Origin of the sequence: Kineosporia succinea (assembly GCF_030811555.1) — a bacterium.
Lineage (GTDB): Bacteria > Actinomycetota > Actinomycetes > Actinomycetales > Kineosporiaceae > Kineosporia > Kineosporia succinea.
Map to the genome: position 1 here is coordinate 5,704,134 of NZ_JAUSQZ010000001.1, position 14,589 is coordinate 5,718,722.

The window sequence follows — 14,589 nt, forward strand, 5'->3', positions numbered from 1 at the left end:
CATGGCCACCACTACTGTCGCCTCACCGCCGCGGGCGCGTCCGGCGGTGCCACGCCGGCGGCTCACCCAGGCCCGGCGCCGCCAGTTCGTCGGCCTGGCCCTGGTCTCCCCGGCACTGCTGGTCGTGTTCGTCTTCTTCCTCCTGCCACTGGGCATGACGTTCTGGATGAGCCTGCACGACTGGCCGCTGCTGGGCGAGCACACCTGGGTCGGGCTGGGTAACTACACGAAGGCCCTGAGCGACGACACCTGGCTCGACTCGGTCGTCTTCACACTGAAGTACACCCTGTTCGTCACCCCGCTGCTGTTCGTCGCGGCACTGGCCCTGGCCGTGCTCGTCAACCGCCCGGGCCGGCCCGCGCGGGTGTTCCAGACCGTGTTCTTCCTGCCGGTGGTCATCGGTTTCGCGGCCGCGGCCTACCTGTGGCTGTATCTCGCGCAGCCGGGCCTGGGACCGCTGAACGCCATGGTCGGCGACGGGGAGTCGAACTGGTTCGCCACGAGCACCAGCGCGCTGGTCACGGTCGTGCTCATGGTGATCTGGAAGATGACCGGCATGCAGATGATCCTGCTGCTGTCCGGGCTGCAGTCGATCCCGGCCGAACTCACCGAGGCGGCCCGCATCGACGGCGCCGGGCCGTGGAAGTCGTTCCGGTACGTCACTCTTCCGCTGCTGAGGCCGACCCTGGCCCTGGTGCTGGTGTTCTCGGTGGCCGGTTCGCTGCTGGCGTTCGACCAGTTCTTCATCATGACCGCCGGAGGGCCGTCGAACAGCACGATCACGGCGGTGTACCAGATCTACCGCACGTCGTTCATCAACTTCGACCTCGGCTACGGCGCGGCCCTCTCCGCCATGCTGATGGTGGTGCTGGCCGCCGTCAGCGCCGTGCAGATGCTGCTGCTGCGAAAGACGGACTTCTCGTGAAAACCGTTTCCGAGGTGCGCCGGTCGCTGCCGCGGGCGGCCTGGTGGGTGGCCTGCCTGTGCGTGTCGGTGGTGGTGCTCCAGCCGCTCTACGTCATGATCAGCCAGTCGCTGAAGAGCACGTCGGAGGCCACGCAGAGCCCGCCGACCCGGTATCCGCACGGGATCTCGGCCGACAACTACGAGGCGCTGGGAAACACCGGCTCGGTGGGCATCTGGACGCACGTGGGCAACAGCCTGTTCGTGTCGATCGGTGCCACCCTGCTCACGGTCGTACTGGCCACGCTGGCCGGATACGGTTTCGCCAAGTTGCGTTTCGTCGGCAGCGGGGTGCTGTTCTTCCTGATCCTGGCCACGTTCATGATCCCGTTCCAGGCCGTCATCACGCCGCTGTTCTCGATCCTGCACACGCTGGGCCTGAACAACTCGCTCACCGGTCTGGTGCTGGTCTACACCACGTTCCAGCTGCCGCTCGGAATCTTCCTGATGCGCAACAGTTTCGCCGCGCTGCCGGCGAGTATCGAGGAGGCCGCGCTGATCGACGGCTGCGGCTACGTGTCGGCGATGGTGCGGGTCATGCTGCCGGTCGCCGTGCCGGGTCTCATCAGCACGGCACTCTTCACGTTCTTCACCAGCTGGAACGAGTTCTTCGCGGCGCTGGTGCTGGTGACCGACGAGGCGAAGTTCACCCTGCCGGTCACCCTCACCGTGCTGGCGTCGAACCAGCTCGGCGCCCTGAACTGGGGCATCATGCAGGCAGGGGTCGCGGTCACCGCGATCCCGTGCATCGTGCTGTATCTCGTGCTGCAGCGCTACTACGTGGCGGGTCTGGTCGCGGGGGCGGTCAAGTAGCGCTGAGCAGCTTCTGGACGACGTGGGCGGTGAGGCGCGCCCGTTGCGTCATGGTGTCGAGGACGACGAACTCGTGATCGGCGTGCGCCCCACCTCCGACGGCTCCCAGGCCGTCGAGGGTGGGGACCCCGACCGCGGCGGTCAGATTGCCGTCGCTCGCCCCGCCCACGGCCACGCCCCGGATCGCGGGATCGAAGGTCCGGGCCAGGGCGAAGAGCCCGGTCGAGGCCGAGGCGGGCATGGGTGGGCGGGTCACGCCTCCACTCACCTCGACCACCGCACCGCTGAGGTGCGGGACCAGGGCGGCCATCGCGTCCTCAAGCCGTTGCTTCTCGACCGCCGAGGTGACCCGGACGTCGACGGTGATCTTCGCCTGCGCGGGAACGACATTGGAGGCCGATCCGGCCGAGCTCATGGTCGGCACCACGGTCGTGCCCGCATCGGGGCGGGCCAGGGCGGCGATCGCCAGCACCTGGTGCGACGCCTCGACCAGGGCGTTGACGCCGGCCTCGGGCTCCAGCCCGGCGTGTGACGCCCTCCCGGTGATCGTGATCTCGAACGTGCCGGAGCCCTTGCGGGCGGTCTTGAGCGCACCACCGTCACCCGCGCCCTCGAAGACGAGAGCGGCCCCGGCCGTCTTCGCGGCGTCTTCGATCAGTGACCGCGAGTGCACCGACCCGACCTCTTCGTCGGAGGTGACCAGGAACGTCACGCCGGTGAGGTCGTCTAGCAGCATGAGGCCGTGGACGGCCTGCACGATACCGCCGAGCATGTCGAAGACACCGGGCCCGAGCACCTTTTCGCCGGTGACCGTGAACGGGCGCCGGGCCAGGGTGCCGATCGGGAAGACGGTGTCGTGGTGGCCGAGGAGAAGAACCCTCGGGGTCCCGCCGCCCGACCAGCGCACGTGCGGGCCGGCCGGGCTCGCGACGATCTCGGCGCTGCCGCCGAGCCGCTTCTCGAGCAGGTCGCGGACGGCGATGGCCGAGGTCTCCAGGGCGGCGAGATCGCCGGAGGGGGACTCGATCTCGACCAGGGTGCGCAGGTCGTCGAGCAGGGCCTGAAGGTCGGGACCCTTGCCGCTGCGGGCGGGAGTCATGCCGTCACCAGGATCAGGGATCCCTCGAAGAACGGCTGAGTGCGCAGGGGCCCGTACTTCTCGTCCCAGGCGCCGCTCTCGAGATCGGCCCGCAGCCGCTCGACCGAGCGCTCCCGTTCGTCCGCGGGGACGAAGCTCCAGGCCGAACAGGCTTGCCGGGCAGCGGGTTCGAGCAGCATCTCCGGCCGGCCGTAGTAGGCCTCGTTGAACCCGTCCGCACAGTTCAGGGGGACCGGGAGCGGGTCGACGCGGGCGTGGCCACCGAGAGCCCGCACGATCCGGTCGGTGGAGGGGTAGCGTCGCGCCTCGGTGCTGATCACGAGCGGAGCGTAATCGATCAGCCAGAACCGGTCGAGCAGGTCGGGGTCGCTGGTCATGATCACGACCGGGCCCCGCGAGACCCGGCGCATCTCGCCCAGCCCCGCCTCCAGGTCCGACCACTGGTGCACGGAGAAGGTGGTCATCACGGCGTCGAAGCTGTCGTCGTCGAAGGGCAGGTGCTCGGCCGTGCCGTCGACGGCGGGCACCCGGTGGGCCGGACGCTGGGCGCGCATCGACTCCGACGGCTCGAGGGCGACCACCTCCCGGTCGCCGGGCTCGTACGAGCCGGCGCCCGCGCCGACGTTGAGCACCCGGCCCGCGTCCCCCAGGGCCTTCGCGATCGCGGTCTCGAAGGCCGGCTCGGGCTGCCGGTAGGTGTGGTACCCGCCGCCGATCCGTCCGTAGTCGGCGTCGCCCGCCGATCCGTCCTGCTTCCTCGTCACCATGGCGCGGAGATTAGTCGGTGTTCGTCCTGTGTGACCGGCTCGCAGCGTTGTGTTTCGATGTCACTGAAGGTGCGAACCCGGTGTGCTGTGTGTGTCCGATGTGACGCTAGCGTGGGCACATGTCCGGGAATGGGCCCCGTCCGCTGGAGTACGAGCGCGTCGCCGAGGAGCTGCGGCAGATGATCGTCGCCGGCGACCTCCGGCCCGGCGACCGGCTGCCGCCCGAGGGGGAGCTCACGGCGCGGATGCGGGTCAGCCGGGGCACGTTGCGGGAGGCTCTGCGGGTGCTGTCGGCGCAGAAGCTGCTCACCTCCTCGCGGGGTGTGAACGGGGGCACCTTCATCGCCGAACCGTCGCCCGACGACGTGGCGGACTACCTGCAGACGTCGCTCACGCTGCTGTCGCGCAGCCGGCTCAGTGTCGGGCAGCTGCTGGAAGTGCGCTCACAGCTGGAGGTTCCGGCGGCCGAGCTAGCGGCGCGGAGGCGGTCGGACGAGGATCTGCGGCGGCTGTCCGAGAGGGTGGCCGGTGACTGTGGTGACGAGTTCCATCTGGTGCTGCTGCAGGCGGCGGGCAATCCGCTGATCGACATGATGGCGCGGCCGGTGTTCTCGGTGCTGCGGGAACGGTTCGCGCGCGAGCAGGCCGGCGCCGGGTTCTGGGAGCGGGTGGCTGCCGAGCACGCCGAGATCCTGCAGCACGTGCGGGAGCGGAACGGGCGGGCGGCCGGACGGGTGATGCGGGCGCACCTGTCGGGGTTGAGGGAGACGTACACGCGGATCGATGCGACGCGGCTGGGGTCGTAGGTCTTCCTGGCGTTCGTGCGGTCCTGGCGTTGGTGCCGTCCCTGGCGTTGGTGCCGTCGTCGGGTCGCGCCGGGCGGGTTGGGGCGGAGCGGTTTATGTTGAGCGGGCAATCAATGGCTCGTCGTTCTGAGGGAGTGTCGCGGTGACCGAGTTTTCCCCCGTCCACCAGGAGCTCGTCGACCGGGTGCCGCTCGCGCCGGGGTCCCGCATCGAGGAACAGGTCGTCACGTACGACCACGACGGGGTGACGCTCGAGGGCTTCGCCGTGCACGATGCCTCGATCCTCGGGCCGAAGCCGTCGGTGGTCGTGGTGCACGACTGGCACGGTCTGCGGGAGTACCCGAAGGCGCGGGCGCACATGCTGGCCCGGCTGGGGTACTTCGTGTTCTGCGCCGACGTGTACGGGCAGGGCCGCCGGTTCACCGAGACCGCGGACTGCGAGGCCGAGGCCGGGAAGTACTACGGCGACCTGCCGTTGCTGCGGGCGCGGGTGGGTGCGGCGTACGACTGGGTGGTGCTCGACGAGCGCAGTGACGCTCAGAGGGTGGCCGTGATCGGGTACTGCTTCGGGGGCAGTGCGGCGCTGGAGTTCGCGCGCACCGGGGCGCCGGTGGCGGCGACGGTGTCGTTCCACGGCGGGCTGATCGCGCACTCGCCGGCCGACGTCGAGGGGATCACCGGGCCGCTGCTGGTGCTGACCGGGGGCGACGATCCGGTGGTGCCCGACGAGGCGGTGACCGCGTTCCAGGACGAGCTGCGGACCCGTGACGACCTGGACTGGACCGTGACCACGTACGCCGGTGCGCCGCACGCGTTCACGCTGCCGGGCATCCCGCCGTACCGGGAGCTCGCGGACCGGCGCAGCTGGCGGGCGATGCTGGACCTGTTCGGGGAGACGCTGGCCTAGCCGGATCGTGCTGGGTGCTGCCCCTGGCCCGGGTAGGGCTCGGTGTGGGTAGGGCTTGGCCGGGTAGTAGGTGCGCATCCGGATGGGGTCGTCGGTGACGGCCCCGCCGGTGCCGCGTGACTGGGGGATACTCGGCGGGTGAGTTCCGCACGCTTCCACGACCTCGGCGGCCGCAGTGCCTACGAGGTGCTGGGGATACCCGAGTCGGCGGCGGCGGACGAGGTCAACAAGGCCTACCGGCAGCGGATGCTCGAGCTGCACCCCGATCGTGGCGGTGACCGGGACCGGGCCGGGCTGGTGTCGACGGCCCATCGCTGGCTGATCCGGGAGCGGGCCGGGTACGACGCGTACGTGCGTGACCGGCGGCTGGTCGACCCGTACTGGGGAAGGTTCGGGGAGCCGGGTGGGTTCTCGACACGGGGGTTCTCGTCGCCTGGGGCGGGTTCTCGTCCGAGGTCCGCGGCGGGTGCCGCGTCGTCGGGCGGTGCCGGGTCTGATGCCGATCCTGTCGCCGGTGCGGGTGCCGGTGCTGCCGCTGGTCCGGCAGGCGGTCCTGCTGCTGGTGCCGGGTTCGGTACTGCCGCCGGTGCCGGGCGGGACGACAGGGTGAGCGGGCCGGGACTGCGGAGTTCGGCGCAGCAGCGGATGGCCGATCGGGCCGCGGAGTGGGCGGCTGTCCAGCAGCGCTCGCGGTGGTCCGGGGGCGGACGGGGCGACGGGGGTGTGGCCCGGCCGGACCTCGAGGCCCCGCACCCACCGGACGTCTGGGACAACAGCCGGGAAGAGGTCGCCCGCCGTCGTCAGGCGCGGCAGCAGGCCTGGGTTCGAGCGGCCGAGCGACAGAGAGAACGGGCTGCCCGATCCGGCCGGCCAGGTGAGCCGGGCGCGGCCGGTCAGGGCATGGACGGCCAGGGCCCAGAACCCGGGGCAACGGCCTCGGCCCACGCCAACGACGCCGGCGGCCGTGCCTCAGTCACCGCTGACGACATTCCGGATGGACGGAGCAGGGGTGGCCTGCCCGGTGGTGGCCCAGCCGCGCCGGTCGCCGACCCGAGCGCCGGCGCCCCGGCAACGGCTGCCGCGAGCCCTGGCGTGAGTGGCCCGGCTGCGGCCGGTTCGCAGGCCGGTTCGCAGGCTGGTTCGCAGGCTGGTTCGCGGGCCGCCGCCCCGGCAGAGCCCGGCAACTCCCCGGCGTCGGGCCACCCCGAAACGCCTCGTGACCGTGAACATTCCGTTCCTTCCGGCGGACCCGGACGCGTCACCCCCGAGAACGTGACCCGCGCCTCCACCCCCTCCTTCGTGCCGTGGCGCGGAGGGAGGCCCCGAACTCCTTCACGCCGACGGCGCATCCGGTTCCCGCGCCTGGGGCTGCCCCGTCTTCCGCGGATCGGCCTGCCCGCCGGGCCCCGTCTCGGTCTGCCGAGCCCGCCGCACCTCGGCCTGCCGCGGGTGCGGGTGCTGCCGCGGCGATCGGCGCCGTCACCCGATGCCGCGAGCCTGGTGCTGGCCGTCGTCATCGTGGTGCTCGGGTTCCTGATCGCGGCGCGGGTGCCGTTCTAGAGCTCAGTTCCCGGGCGTCGTTCGGCGTACGTGTTCGTGGCGGCCACCGGCCTGGCGAGGGCCTGGCCCGCGGGGTGACGGAGCGTCGGTGACGGAGGCGGAGCCCGGCCCGTCAGTGACCGCGAGCCCGCGTGTTCCCACTGGTCAGGACCGCCAGCACGATGAGCACCCCGGCCGGGCCCAGCACCAGCCAGGGGGCGGACTCCAGGTAGCCGACCCCGGAGGCGAGCATGGCACCGAGCTCGGGGCGGTCCGGATCGGCGCCCAGCCCGAGGAAACTCAGCCCGGCGATGCCCAGAGCCGCGGCCGGGAGCCGGACCAGCGCGTGACGCAGCAACGGGCCGAGCACGGCGGGGAGCACATGGACCCGCAGGATCCGGGCCGGGCCGGCACCGCACAGAACCGCCGCCCGGACGTATCCGGTGTTCCGGGCCTCGCAGGCCAGGGTGCGCGCATGCACGGCGAGCGGGATCCAGGCCACGAGCAGCACCGCCAGGCACGCACCGCGCAGGCCCGGCCCCAGCGCGGCCGCCACGAGCAGGCCGACGAGGTTCGACGGGACGGTGGCCAGGACGTCGAGCGCCCCCGGCGCCCGCCCGGGCCCGGCCAGACCGGCGGCCGTGCCGAGCAGCGCCCCGACGACCAGCGCGGCGAGCGTGATGCCGGCCGCGAGGGACACCGTCAGCAGGGTGCCCTCGGCCAGGCGACCCCACTGGTCGTGCCCCACCGCGTCCGCCCCCAGAGGATGGGCCGGGCCGGGGGAGGCCAGGCGGGCGGAGAGATCGGTCGCGGTGCCGTTGCGGGTCAGCCCGACCGCGAGTCCCACCGCGACCAGGGCGAGGAGAGCGACCGGGGCGACCGGTCGTCCTTCATGGACATCCGAACCGAGATGGGTGGGCTCGCCGGCGGCGCGCTCGGCGTCGGGCAGCGCGAGGGTGCGGTGCACCACGGCGGCCAGCGCCGCCGCGACCAGTCCGACCGCGATGAAACCCGCCAGCACCGCCTGCACCACGGGCAGATCCTCGGCGAGCACCGAGTCGAGAGCGAGCGTGCCCGCGCCCGGAATCGAGAAGACCTTCTCGACCGCGACCGACGACCCGACGATCGACATCCCGACCACCACCGACTGCGGCGCACCGACCGCGACGATGCGGCGCATGACTGCCCGGCGCAGCGGACGCCGGTCGAGACCGGAGGCCCGCCAGGTGCGCACCCAGGGTTCGTCGAGCGTGTGCTCGGCGGTCGCCGAGAGCATCCGTGCCAGCAGACCACCCGCGGGCAGACCCAGTGCCAGTCCTGGCAGGACTGCGCTCATCGGGCCGTTCCAGCCGAAGACCGGCAGCAGACGCCAGGTCACGGCGAACAGGAGCACCCCGGCGACCGCGACCACGACTTCCGGCAGCGCCGCGAGTGCGGCCGGCACCGGACCGGAAAGCCATGTCGGCCAACGGTTACGGGGACGTGCACCGGAACGCGCGCCCTGCCGGACGGTGGGGGAGAGCAGGAGGGCGGCCACGGCGAGCGCGACGAGCAGCGCGGTGCCGGCCAGGGTGAGGGAGGTGCGCAGGGCGGGGCCGACCAGCTCGACGACCGGCTGACGGCTGACCCAGCTGGTGCCGAGGTCGCCGCGCAGGGCGTTGAGGAGCCAGGTGAGGACGCCATGGACGGGCGAGGAGGGCAGGTCCAGTTCGCGACGGAGGGCTTCGACCGCGGCCGGGTCGTGGCCGCGGGCGGTGAAGCGGACGCGCAGCACGGTCTGGGCCGGGTCCTCACCGCGCAGCCAGGGCAGCGCCGCGACGACGACCAGCAGGAACAGGGACGTGGCGAGGGTGCCGGGGAGCGAACGCAGACGGCCGGGGCCGAACCGCTCGATCGCGTTGCTCCTGCGCGGTTTCCGCCCGTGTCCAGGCCCAGTTCGCCCCTGGCGACGCGAGGAACTGGGCATGAACACGGGGAGCCGTATCAGTTGCTGATCGTGGTCTCGGCGGTGATCACCGCGCGCTCCCACGGATCGCCGGCCAGACCGGTGACGCCGTCGGCCAGACCGAACTGGGTGCGGTCGTGGATCAGCGGGATGACGGCGACGTCGGAGAGCACGGTGTGCTCGGCGGCGACCGCGGCCTGGTTGCGGGTGCTCACATCGGTCTGTGTGGCGGCCTCGGCCAGGTCGGTGTCGAGCGTGGTGTCGCAGTACCGGCTGATGTTGTAGCCGCCGTCGCAGCCGAAGTCGGCCTGCAGGTAGCTGATCGGGTCGGCGGTGTCCTGGCCGTAGGAGCGGCTCATGATGACCGCGTCGTAGGTGCCCTTGAGGTAGTCGCCCTCCATCTGGTTGTACTCCTGCACGACCGTTTTCACGTCGAACCCGGCCTTGCGCCACTCGTCGGCGACGACGGTGGCGATCTCGGCGAGTTCGGGCCGGTCGGAGAACGTGGCCAGGGTGATCCGGGTCTTGGCCGGCGTCGAGGGTTTCGGGTACTCGGGTGCGGGACGGTCGGCGGCCCAGGTGGAGACCGACGAGAACAGGCCCTTCGCCGGGTCGGCGGCACCGGCGTAGATGGAGCCCGCGATGTCGAGACCGGCGACCGCCTCGCGGGCGGCCTCGCGCTGGGACGCGTCCTGGAACACCTTCGACGTCTGCGTCAGGTGGATCGAGACGGTGCGGGGCAGCGGTACGGCGAGCACGTGATCGGCTCCGACCCGGGGGAGCTGGTCGGCGGGCACGGCCTGGGCCAGGTCGGTCTGCCCGGCCCGCAGTGCGGACGCGCGCTGGTCGCCGTCGGCGACGAAGCTGAGCTCGATGTCCTTCAGGGCCGGGGTGCCGCCCCAGTAGGCGGGGTTGGCCGTGAGGTCGGCCGAGGTGGTGCCGTTGAGCTCGGTGATCGTGTACGGACCGGTGCCTGTGCCGACCGGCGTCGGCGAGGCCGGGTCGTCGTACGCGCCGCCGGACAGGATGACCAGCTCAGGGGAGGTCAGCCGCTGCACGAGCACCGGGTCGGGCGTCTTGGTGACGACGGTGATCTTGTCGTCGCCGTCGGCCGTGACGGTCAGCTCGGTGCCGGACAGCGCTCGGGGCGCCGGCTCGGCCTGGGCGGCGTGGGTGAGGGACGCGGCGACGGCCTTCGCGTCCATCGCCGTGCCGTCCTGGAAGGTCACGCCGTCGCGGAGCGTGAGTTCCCAGGTGGTGTCGTCGGTCTGCTCCCAGCTCGTGGCCAGGGAGGCCTCGGGGGTGCCGGACGGGTCGAGCTTGGTCAGGGTCTCCGTGGCGCCCACGCCGTAGCTGGTCACCGCGTCGTCGCTGTACGGGGACAGCGCCGCGACCGGCGTGAACGCGTAGGCATACCGCAGGGTGGGCTTCTCGGCTCCGGCTCCGGCTCCGGCATCGGTACCGGCCTTGGCCGATCCGCCGCCGCAGGCCGCCAGAGCGAGGAGGGACAGGGCTGAGACCGCGGTGAACGCGGACCTCGTCAGATTTTGCGCATGGCCCATGGAACGGACCGCCTCCAGCACCTCGTGGTTGCGAAACTGTGCCGTGGCCGGTCTCCTGGCTCTCGGGTCAAGCGTCGCCGGCGCACCTTCCCAGGCTCTTGCCGTCGTGGGGACGGAGGGGCCCAGTGGCGCCCGATTCGGACTACGCGAACCGGCGACTTCCCGATCACAGTGGCGAGGGCCGCTCCGGTATCACACCGGAATTCCCGAGCACCACGGCCTGGTCACGGTACCTCAGAGGTCGCTCAAGGCGGTCACCGGCCTCTCGACACAGTCGGCGACGAAGCGCAGGAAGCCGCCGGCGGTGGCGCCGTCACAGACCCGGTGGTCGAAACTCAGGGTGAGCTGCGTGACCTTGCGGACGGCCAGCTGCCCGTCGACGACCCAGGGCCGCTCGATGATCCGCCCGAGCCCGAGGATCGCGGCCTCGGGGTGATTGATGATCGCGGCGGCGCCGTCGGTGCCGAACACGCCGTAGTTGTTGACCGTCACCGTGCCTCCGGTCAGGTCGGCCGGCTGGAGGACGCCCCGGCGGGCCCGGTCGGTCAGCTCACCGATGGCGGCGGAGAGCCGGCGGGTGCTGAGGCGGTCGGCGTGGTGGACGACCGGCACCACCAGACCCCGGTCGGTCTGCGCGGCGAACCCCAGGTGGACGGCGTGGTGCTGATGGATCTCGCCGTCCTCCACGGTGGCGTTGAGCTCCGGATGCCGTCTCAGGGCGGCGATGGTGAACCGGGCCAGGAGGGCGACCAGGCTGACGGCGCTGCCCGGGGTGGCGCCGGCGGTGCCGCTGCCCGTCGCGGGGGTGGCGGCTGCCGTCCCGCCGGAACCGGCCCGCCCGAGACTCGCGTTGATCGCGGCCCGGGCCTCGAGCAGCTGGGTGGCGTCGGCGTCGACCCAGATGGTGGCCTCGGGGATCTCTCGGCGGGAACGGACCAGCTTCTCGGCCGTGAACCGGCGCACGCCCGTCAGCACGATGCGCTCGTACCCGGCGGATTGCTCATCCACAGCGGCCGAGGCCGACTGGGCCGACGACTCGGCCGACGGCCGAGCCTCGATCGCCTGCTGAATGTCGGCCCGCATGATCAGGCCGTCGGGACCGGAACCGGTCACACGCCGCAGATCGAGACGGGCCTCGCGGGCCATCCTCCGGACCAGTGGCGAAATGACGCGCACGACCGTCGAATCCGGCGTGAAAACGGCGACTTCCGACGAATGGGGTGAGCTGCCGTTCGGGGCGCCCAGCTGCCCGGTGGGCCCCGTAGCGCCGGGGGAGAACACCTCGTCTCCCGGTTCCGCCGCCCGGGTACCCGAAACCGGTGCTCCGATCGCGGCTCCCTTACGAGGAGGCCGGCGCCGACGGGCCGAACCCGTCCCGGATCCGCCACTGGTGCCGTACCCCACCAGCACGCTGCCGCTGCCCTCAACCGCAGCCGGGTTGCCCTCGGGCGCATCGGACTGCGAGCTCGGGGACGGTTCAGCCTTCACCACCGACGGAGCCGCAGGAGCAGCGCCGGTCACCCGCCCGTCCGCAGCGGGTGCCGGCTGGCCACCGGGCCGTGAGCCGGCCGAGGCCTGGACCAAGGGGGTCTCGGCCACCGGGACCTCCGGCGCCAGTTCCACTCCCGGTTCCCTCAGGCCACCGAACGACGGCGCCCACTGCCGGGCCTCGGACACGGTGATCAGCGGCGTCCCCACGGCCACCACATCTCCCGGCCGGGCGTGCAGCACCGTGACGACGCCCGCGAACGGCACCGGCACCTCGACCGAGGCCTTTGCGGTCTCGACCTCGACCACCGGCTGGTCGATCACCACCTCGTCACCCACCTCGACGAGCCACGACATCACCTCGGCCTCGGTCAGACCCTCGCCGAGATCGGGAAGCAGGAAGTCAGGCACCGGGCTCGTCCTCCCACTGCAGTCGGGCCACCGCGTCGAGAATGCGGTCGGCGTTGGGCAGGTGATGCGCCTCGAGTTTCGGCGGGGGATAGGGGATGTCGAGCCCGGTCACCCGCAGGATCGGCGCGGCCAGGTGGTGGAAGCACTGCTCCGTCAGCCGTGCCGCCACCTCGGCCCCGTACCCGCAGAACCCCGCCGCCTCGTGCACCACCACGGCCCGGCCGGTGCGCCGCACGCTGGCCGTGACCGTGTCGTCGTCGAACGGGTTCAGGCTGCGCAGGTCGACGACCTCCAGGTCGTAGCCCTCCGCCCGGCCCATCTCGGCGGCCTCCAGCGCCGTGGCGAGCATGCCCCCGTAGGCGATCACCGTGACGTCCCGCCCGGGCCGCACCACCCGGGCCTCGTGCAGGGCCGGCCCGTCGACCGTGAGCTCGGCTGTTTCCTTGCTCCAGTAGCGCCGTTTGGGCTCCAGGAAGATCACCGGATCCGGACTGTCGATGGCCTGGCGCAGCAGCCGGTACCCGTCGGCCGGCGTGGCGCAGGTGACCACGCGCAGCCCCGCCGTGTGCGTGTAGTAGACCTCGGACGAGTCGCAGTGGTGTTCCACCCCGCCGATGCCACCCCCGTAGGGGATGCGGACCACGACCGGCAGCCCGACGCGTCCGCTCGTTCGGTTTCTCATCTTGGCCAGGTGGCTGGTGATCTGCTCGAAGGCCGGGTAGGCGAACGCGTCGAACTGCATCTCGACCACCGGCCGCAGGCCGTTCATGGCCATGCCGATGGCGGTACCGACGATGCCCGACTCGGCGAGGGGTGAGTCCCAGACCCGGGATTCACCGAACCGGGCCGCGAGCCCGTCGGTCACCCGGAACACCCCACCCAGCGGACCGACGTCCTCCCCGAACACCACGACCCGTTCGTCGGCCTCCAGTGCGTCGCCCAGGGCGCGGTTGAGTGCACCGGCCAGCGTGACCGACTGCCGGGCCGAGCTTTCCGTTGCTGTGACAGGTTGCGCGACGGTGCTCATCGGGTCCCCCTCCCGTCCTCCTCGAGCCCTTCCACTCCGGACCTTCCCCCTGCAGGAAGGTCCAGCGCGTCCACCATCTGCCTCTCCAGCATCACCGGCCGCTCCGCATACACGTGCTCGAACAGCGACTCCGGTGAGGGGGAGGCGTCCGTGCCCGCCCGCGTCCGCACATCGGCGGCGAGAAGTTCCGCCTCGTCGTCGAACTCGCTGCCCTTGAGCCCGAGAAACGTTGCCAGCCGGCGCAAAGGGTCACGCTCGAGCCAGTGCGCGACCTCGTCGTCCTGCCGGTAACGGGTGGCGTCGTCGGCGTTGGTGTGAGCTTCCATGCGGTACGTCACCGCCTCGATCAGCACCGGCCCGGCCCCCGCGGCGGCGGCCGAGACCGCCGCCGAGACCGTCGCGTACACCGCCGCCGCATCGTTCCCGTCGACCCGGAAGGACCGGATGCCGTAACCGATTCCCTTGTGCGCCAGGGAAGGAGCAGCCGTCTGCCGGTGCAGCGGCACACTGATCGCGTACCCGTTGTTCTGCACGACGAACACGACGGGCGCCTTCCAGACCGCGGCGAAGTTCAGTGCCTCGTGGGTGTCGCCCTCACTGGTGGCACCGTCTCCCAGCAGCACCACGGCCACCGTGTCCTCGTTCTTGAGACGCGCCGCGTGCGCCAGACCGACCGCATGCAGCGTGTTCGTCGCGAGTGGGGTGCACTGCGGCGCCGTCCGGTGCTGCCGAGGGTCGTACCCGCAGTGCCAGTCGCCCCGGAAACTCACCAGCACGTCCATCGGATCGATACCGCGCGTGACCACCGCGACCGAGTCCCGATAGGTCGGGAACAGCCAGTCCTGTGGTCTCAACGCCAGTGCGGTTCCGGTCTGACAGGCCTCCTGACCCCGCGACGACGGGTACACGGCTAGCCTTCCCTGCCTGGTCAGAGCTGTGACCTGAGCATCGAACCGGCGGCCCGACACCATCGCGCGGTAGAGCGCCGTCAGAGTCTCCCGGTCGGGCAGGTCGAACGTGGTGGTCACGGTACGTGACCCGGCCGGATCGATGAGCTGGATCGGCTCGTCGGTCGGCAGCAGACCTTCAGTCACCCGGTGCCACCTTCATCGTCGAATGCGGACACGAAATACTGACCGTGCGGTCACAATTCTTTGCCTGTCGGCGGCGGCGCGTCAATGGTGGACGCGCGGGGCCATCCGGTCGGGAGGGTGCGGATGGGTAGCCCGTGGGCTTACGCCCGTGGGCCGATGTCCGGGCGG

Annotated in this window: 12 protein-coding genes and 1 riboswitch; of the genes, 5 read left to right on the forward strand and 7 right to left on the reverse strand. The window is 71.6% G+C overall.

Features of this window, described 5'->3' with window-relative positions; genetic code table 11:
• Position 1: 1 nt before the first annotated feature.
• Both J2S57_RS24750 and J2S57_RS24755 read left to right on the forward strand, forming a co-directional pair.
• Positions 2 to 925, forward strand: a complete 924-nt coding sequence (locus tag J2S57_RS24750) for a carbohydrate ABC transporter permease (protein ID WP_307247145.1) — start codon at positions 2 to 4, stop codon at positions 923 to 925.
• Positions 922 to 1,776 carry a carbohydrate ABC transporter permease gene (locus J2S57_RS24755; protein ID WP_307247147.1) on the forward strand — a complete coding sequence of 285 codons (855 nt, stop codon included), beginning with the start codon at positions 922 to 924 and terminating at the stop codon, positions 1,774 to 1,776. The genes J2S57_RS24750 and J2S57_RS24755 overlap by 4 nt, the downstream gene beginning before the upstream one ends.
• Here J2S57_RS24755 and J2S57_RS24760 read toward each other — a convergent pair.
• Both J2S57_RS24760 and J2S57_RS24765 read right to left on the reverse strand, forming a co-directional pair.
• Positions 1,769 to 2,875, reverse strand: a complete 1,107-nt coding sequence (locus J2S57_RS24760) for a M20 family metallopeptidase (RefSeq protein ID WP_307247149.1) — start codon at positions 2,873 to 2,875, stop codon at positions 1,769 to 1,771. The two genes, J2S57_RS24755 and J2S57_RS24760, sit on opposite strands and share 8 nt — an antisense overlap.
• Positions 2,872 to 3,642, reverse strand: a complete 771-nt coding sequence (locus J2S57_RS24765; protein ID WP_307247151.1) for a class I SAM-dependent methyltransferase — start codon at positions 3,640 to 3,642, stop codon at positions 2,872 to 2,874. Before J2S57_RS24765 ends, J2S57_RS24760 begins: the two co-directional genes overlap by 4 nt.
• Before the next feature lie 119 nt (positions 3,643 to 3,761).
• Here J2S57_RS24765 and J2S57_RS24770 point away from each other — a divergent pair, with 119 nt between their 5' ends.
• From J2S57_RS24770 to J2S57_RS24780, 3 genes are all read left to right on the forward strand, one after another.
• Positions 3,762 to 4,448: a FadR/GntR family transcriptional regulator gene (locus J2S57_RS24770; RefSeq protein WP_307247153.1), complete on the forward strand. Its 687-nt coding sequence runs from the start codon at positions 3,762 to 3,764 to the stop codon at positions 4,446 to 4,448.
• Between the two features lie 142 nt (positions 4,449 to 4,590).
• Positions 4,591 to 5,355: a dienelactone hydrolase family protein gene (locus J2S57_RS24775; protein WP_307247155.1), complete on the forward strand. Its 765-nt coding sequence runs from the start codon at positions 4,591 to 4,593 to the stop codon at positions 5,353 to 5,355.
• 138 nt (positions 5,356 to 5,493) lie between these two features.
• The gene (locus tag J2S57_RS24780; RefSeq protein ID WP_307247157.1) at positions 5,494 to 6,915 is read left to right on the forward strand and encodes a J domain-containing protein; all 1,422 of its coding nucleotides are present in this window, start codon (positions 5,494 to 5,496) and stop codon (positions 6,913 to 6,915) included.
• Positions 6,916 to 7,027: 112 nt separating this feature from the next.
• Here the strand turns inward: J2S57_RS24780 and J2S57_RS24785 are convergent, their stop codons facing one another.
• From J2S57_RS24785 to J2S57_RS24805, 5 genes are all read right to left on the reverse strand, one after another.
• Positions 7,028 to 8,860 carry an ABC transporter permease subunit gene (locus J2S57_RS24785; protein WP_307247159.1) on the reverse strand — a complete coding sequence of 611 codons (1,833 nt, stop codon included), beginning with the start codon at positions 8,858 to 8,860 and terminating at the stop codon, positions 7,028 to 7,030.
• Between the two features lie 17 nt (positions 8,861 to 8,877).
• Positions 8,878 to 10,401: an ABC transporter substrate-binding protein gene (locus J2S57_RS24790; RefSeq protein ID WP_307247161.1), complete on the reverse strand. Its 1,524-nt coding sequence runs from the start codon at positions 10,399 to 10,401 to the stop codon at positions 8,878 to 8,880.
• A 28-nt stretch (positions 10,402 to 10,429) separates the two neighbouring features.
• Positions 10,430 to 10,634: riboswitch (cobalamin riboswitch) on the reverse strand.
• Between the two features lies 1 nt (position 10,635).
• Positions 10,636 to 12,300 (reverse strand): dihydrolipoamide acetyltransferase family protein, encoded by a 1,665-nt coding sequence (locus J2S57_RS24795; protein ID WP_307247163.1) that lies wholly within the window; start codon positions 12,298 to 12,300, stop codon positions 10,636 to 10,638.
• The gene (locus J2S57_RS24800) at positions 12,293 to 13,327 is read right to left on the reverse strand and encodes an alpha-ketoacid dehydrogenase subunit beta (RefSeq protein WP_307247165.1); all 1,035 of its coding nucleotides are present in this window, start codon (positions 13,325 to 13,327) and stop codon (positions 12,293 to 12,295) included. Before J2S57_RS24800 ends, J2S57_RS24795 begins: the two co-directional genes overlap by 8 nt.
• A complete protein-coding gene (locus J2S57_RS24805) occupies positions 13,324 to 14,421 on the reverse strand; it encodes a thiamine pyrophosphate-dependent enzyme (RefSeq protein ID WP_307247167.1) in 1,098 nt (365 codons plus the stop codon). Before J2S57_RS24805 ends, J2S57_RS24800 begins: the two co-directional genes overlap by 4 nt.
• Positions 14,422 to 14,589 lie beyond the last annotated feature (168 nt).

Bases quoted from the DNA above. Each gene is read 5' to 3' on its own strand.
- J2S57_RS24750 (WP_307247145.1), top strand. From the start codon at position 2: ATGGCCACCACTACTGTCGCCTCACCGCCGCGGGCGCGTCCGGCGGTG.
- J2S57_RS24760 (WP_307247149.1), bottom strand. From the start codon at position 2,875: ATGACTCCCGCCCGCAGCGGCAAGGGTCCCGACCTTCAGGCCCTGCTC.
- J2S57_RS24765 (WP_307247151.1), bottom strand. From the start codon at position 3,642: ATGGTGACGAGGAAGCAGGACGGATCGGCGGGCGACGCCGACTACGGA.
- J2S57_RS24770 (WP_307247153.1), top strand. From the start codon at position 3,762: ATGTCCGGGAATGGGCCCCGTCCGCTGGAGTACGAGCGCGTCGCCGAG.
- J2S57_RS24785 (WP_307247159.1), bottom strand. From the start codon at position 8,860: ATGCCCAGTTCCTCGCGTCGCCAGGGGCGAACTGGGCCTGGACACGGG.
- J2S57_RS24790 (WP_307247161.1), bottom strand. From the start codon at position 10,401: ATGGGCCATGCGCAAAATCTGACGAGGTCCGCGTTCACCGCGGTCTCA.
- J2S57_RS24800 (WP_307247165.1), bottom strand. From the start codon at position 13,327: ATGAGCACCGTCGCGCAACCTGTCACAGCAACGGAAAGCTCGGCCCGG.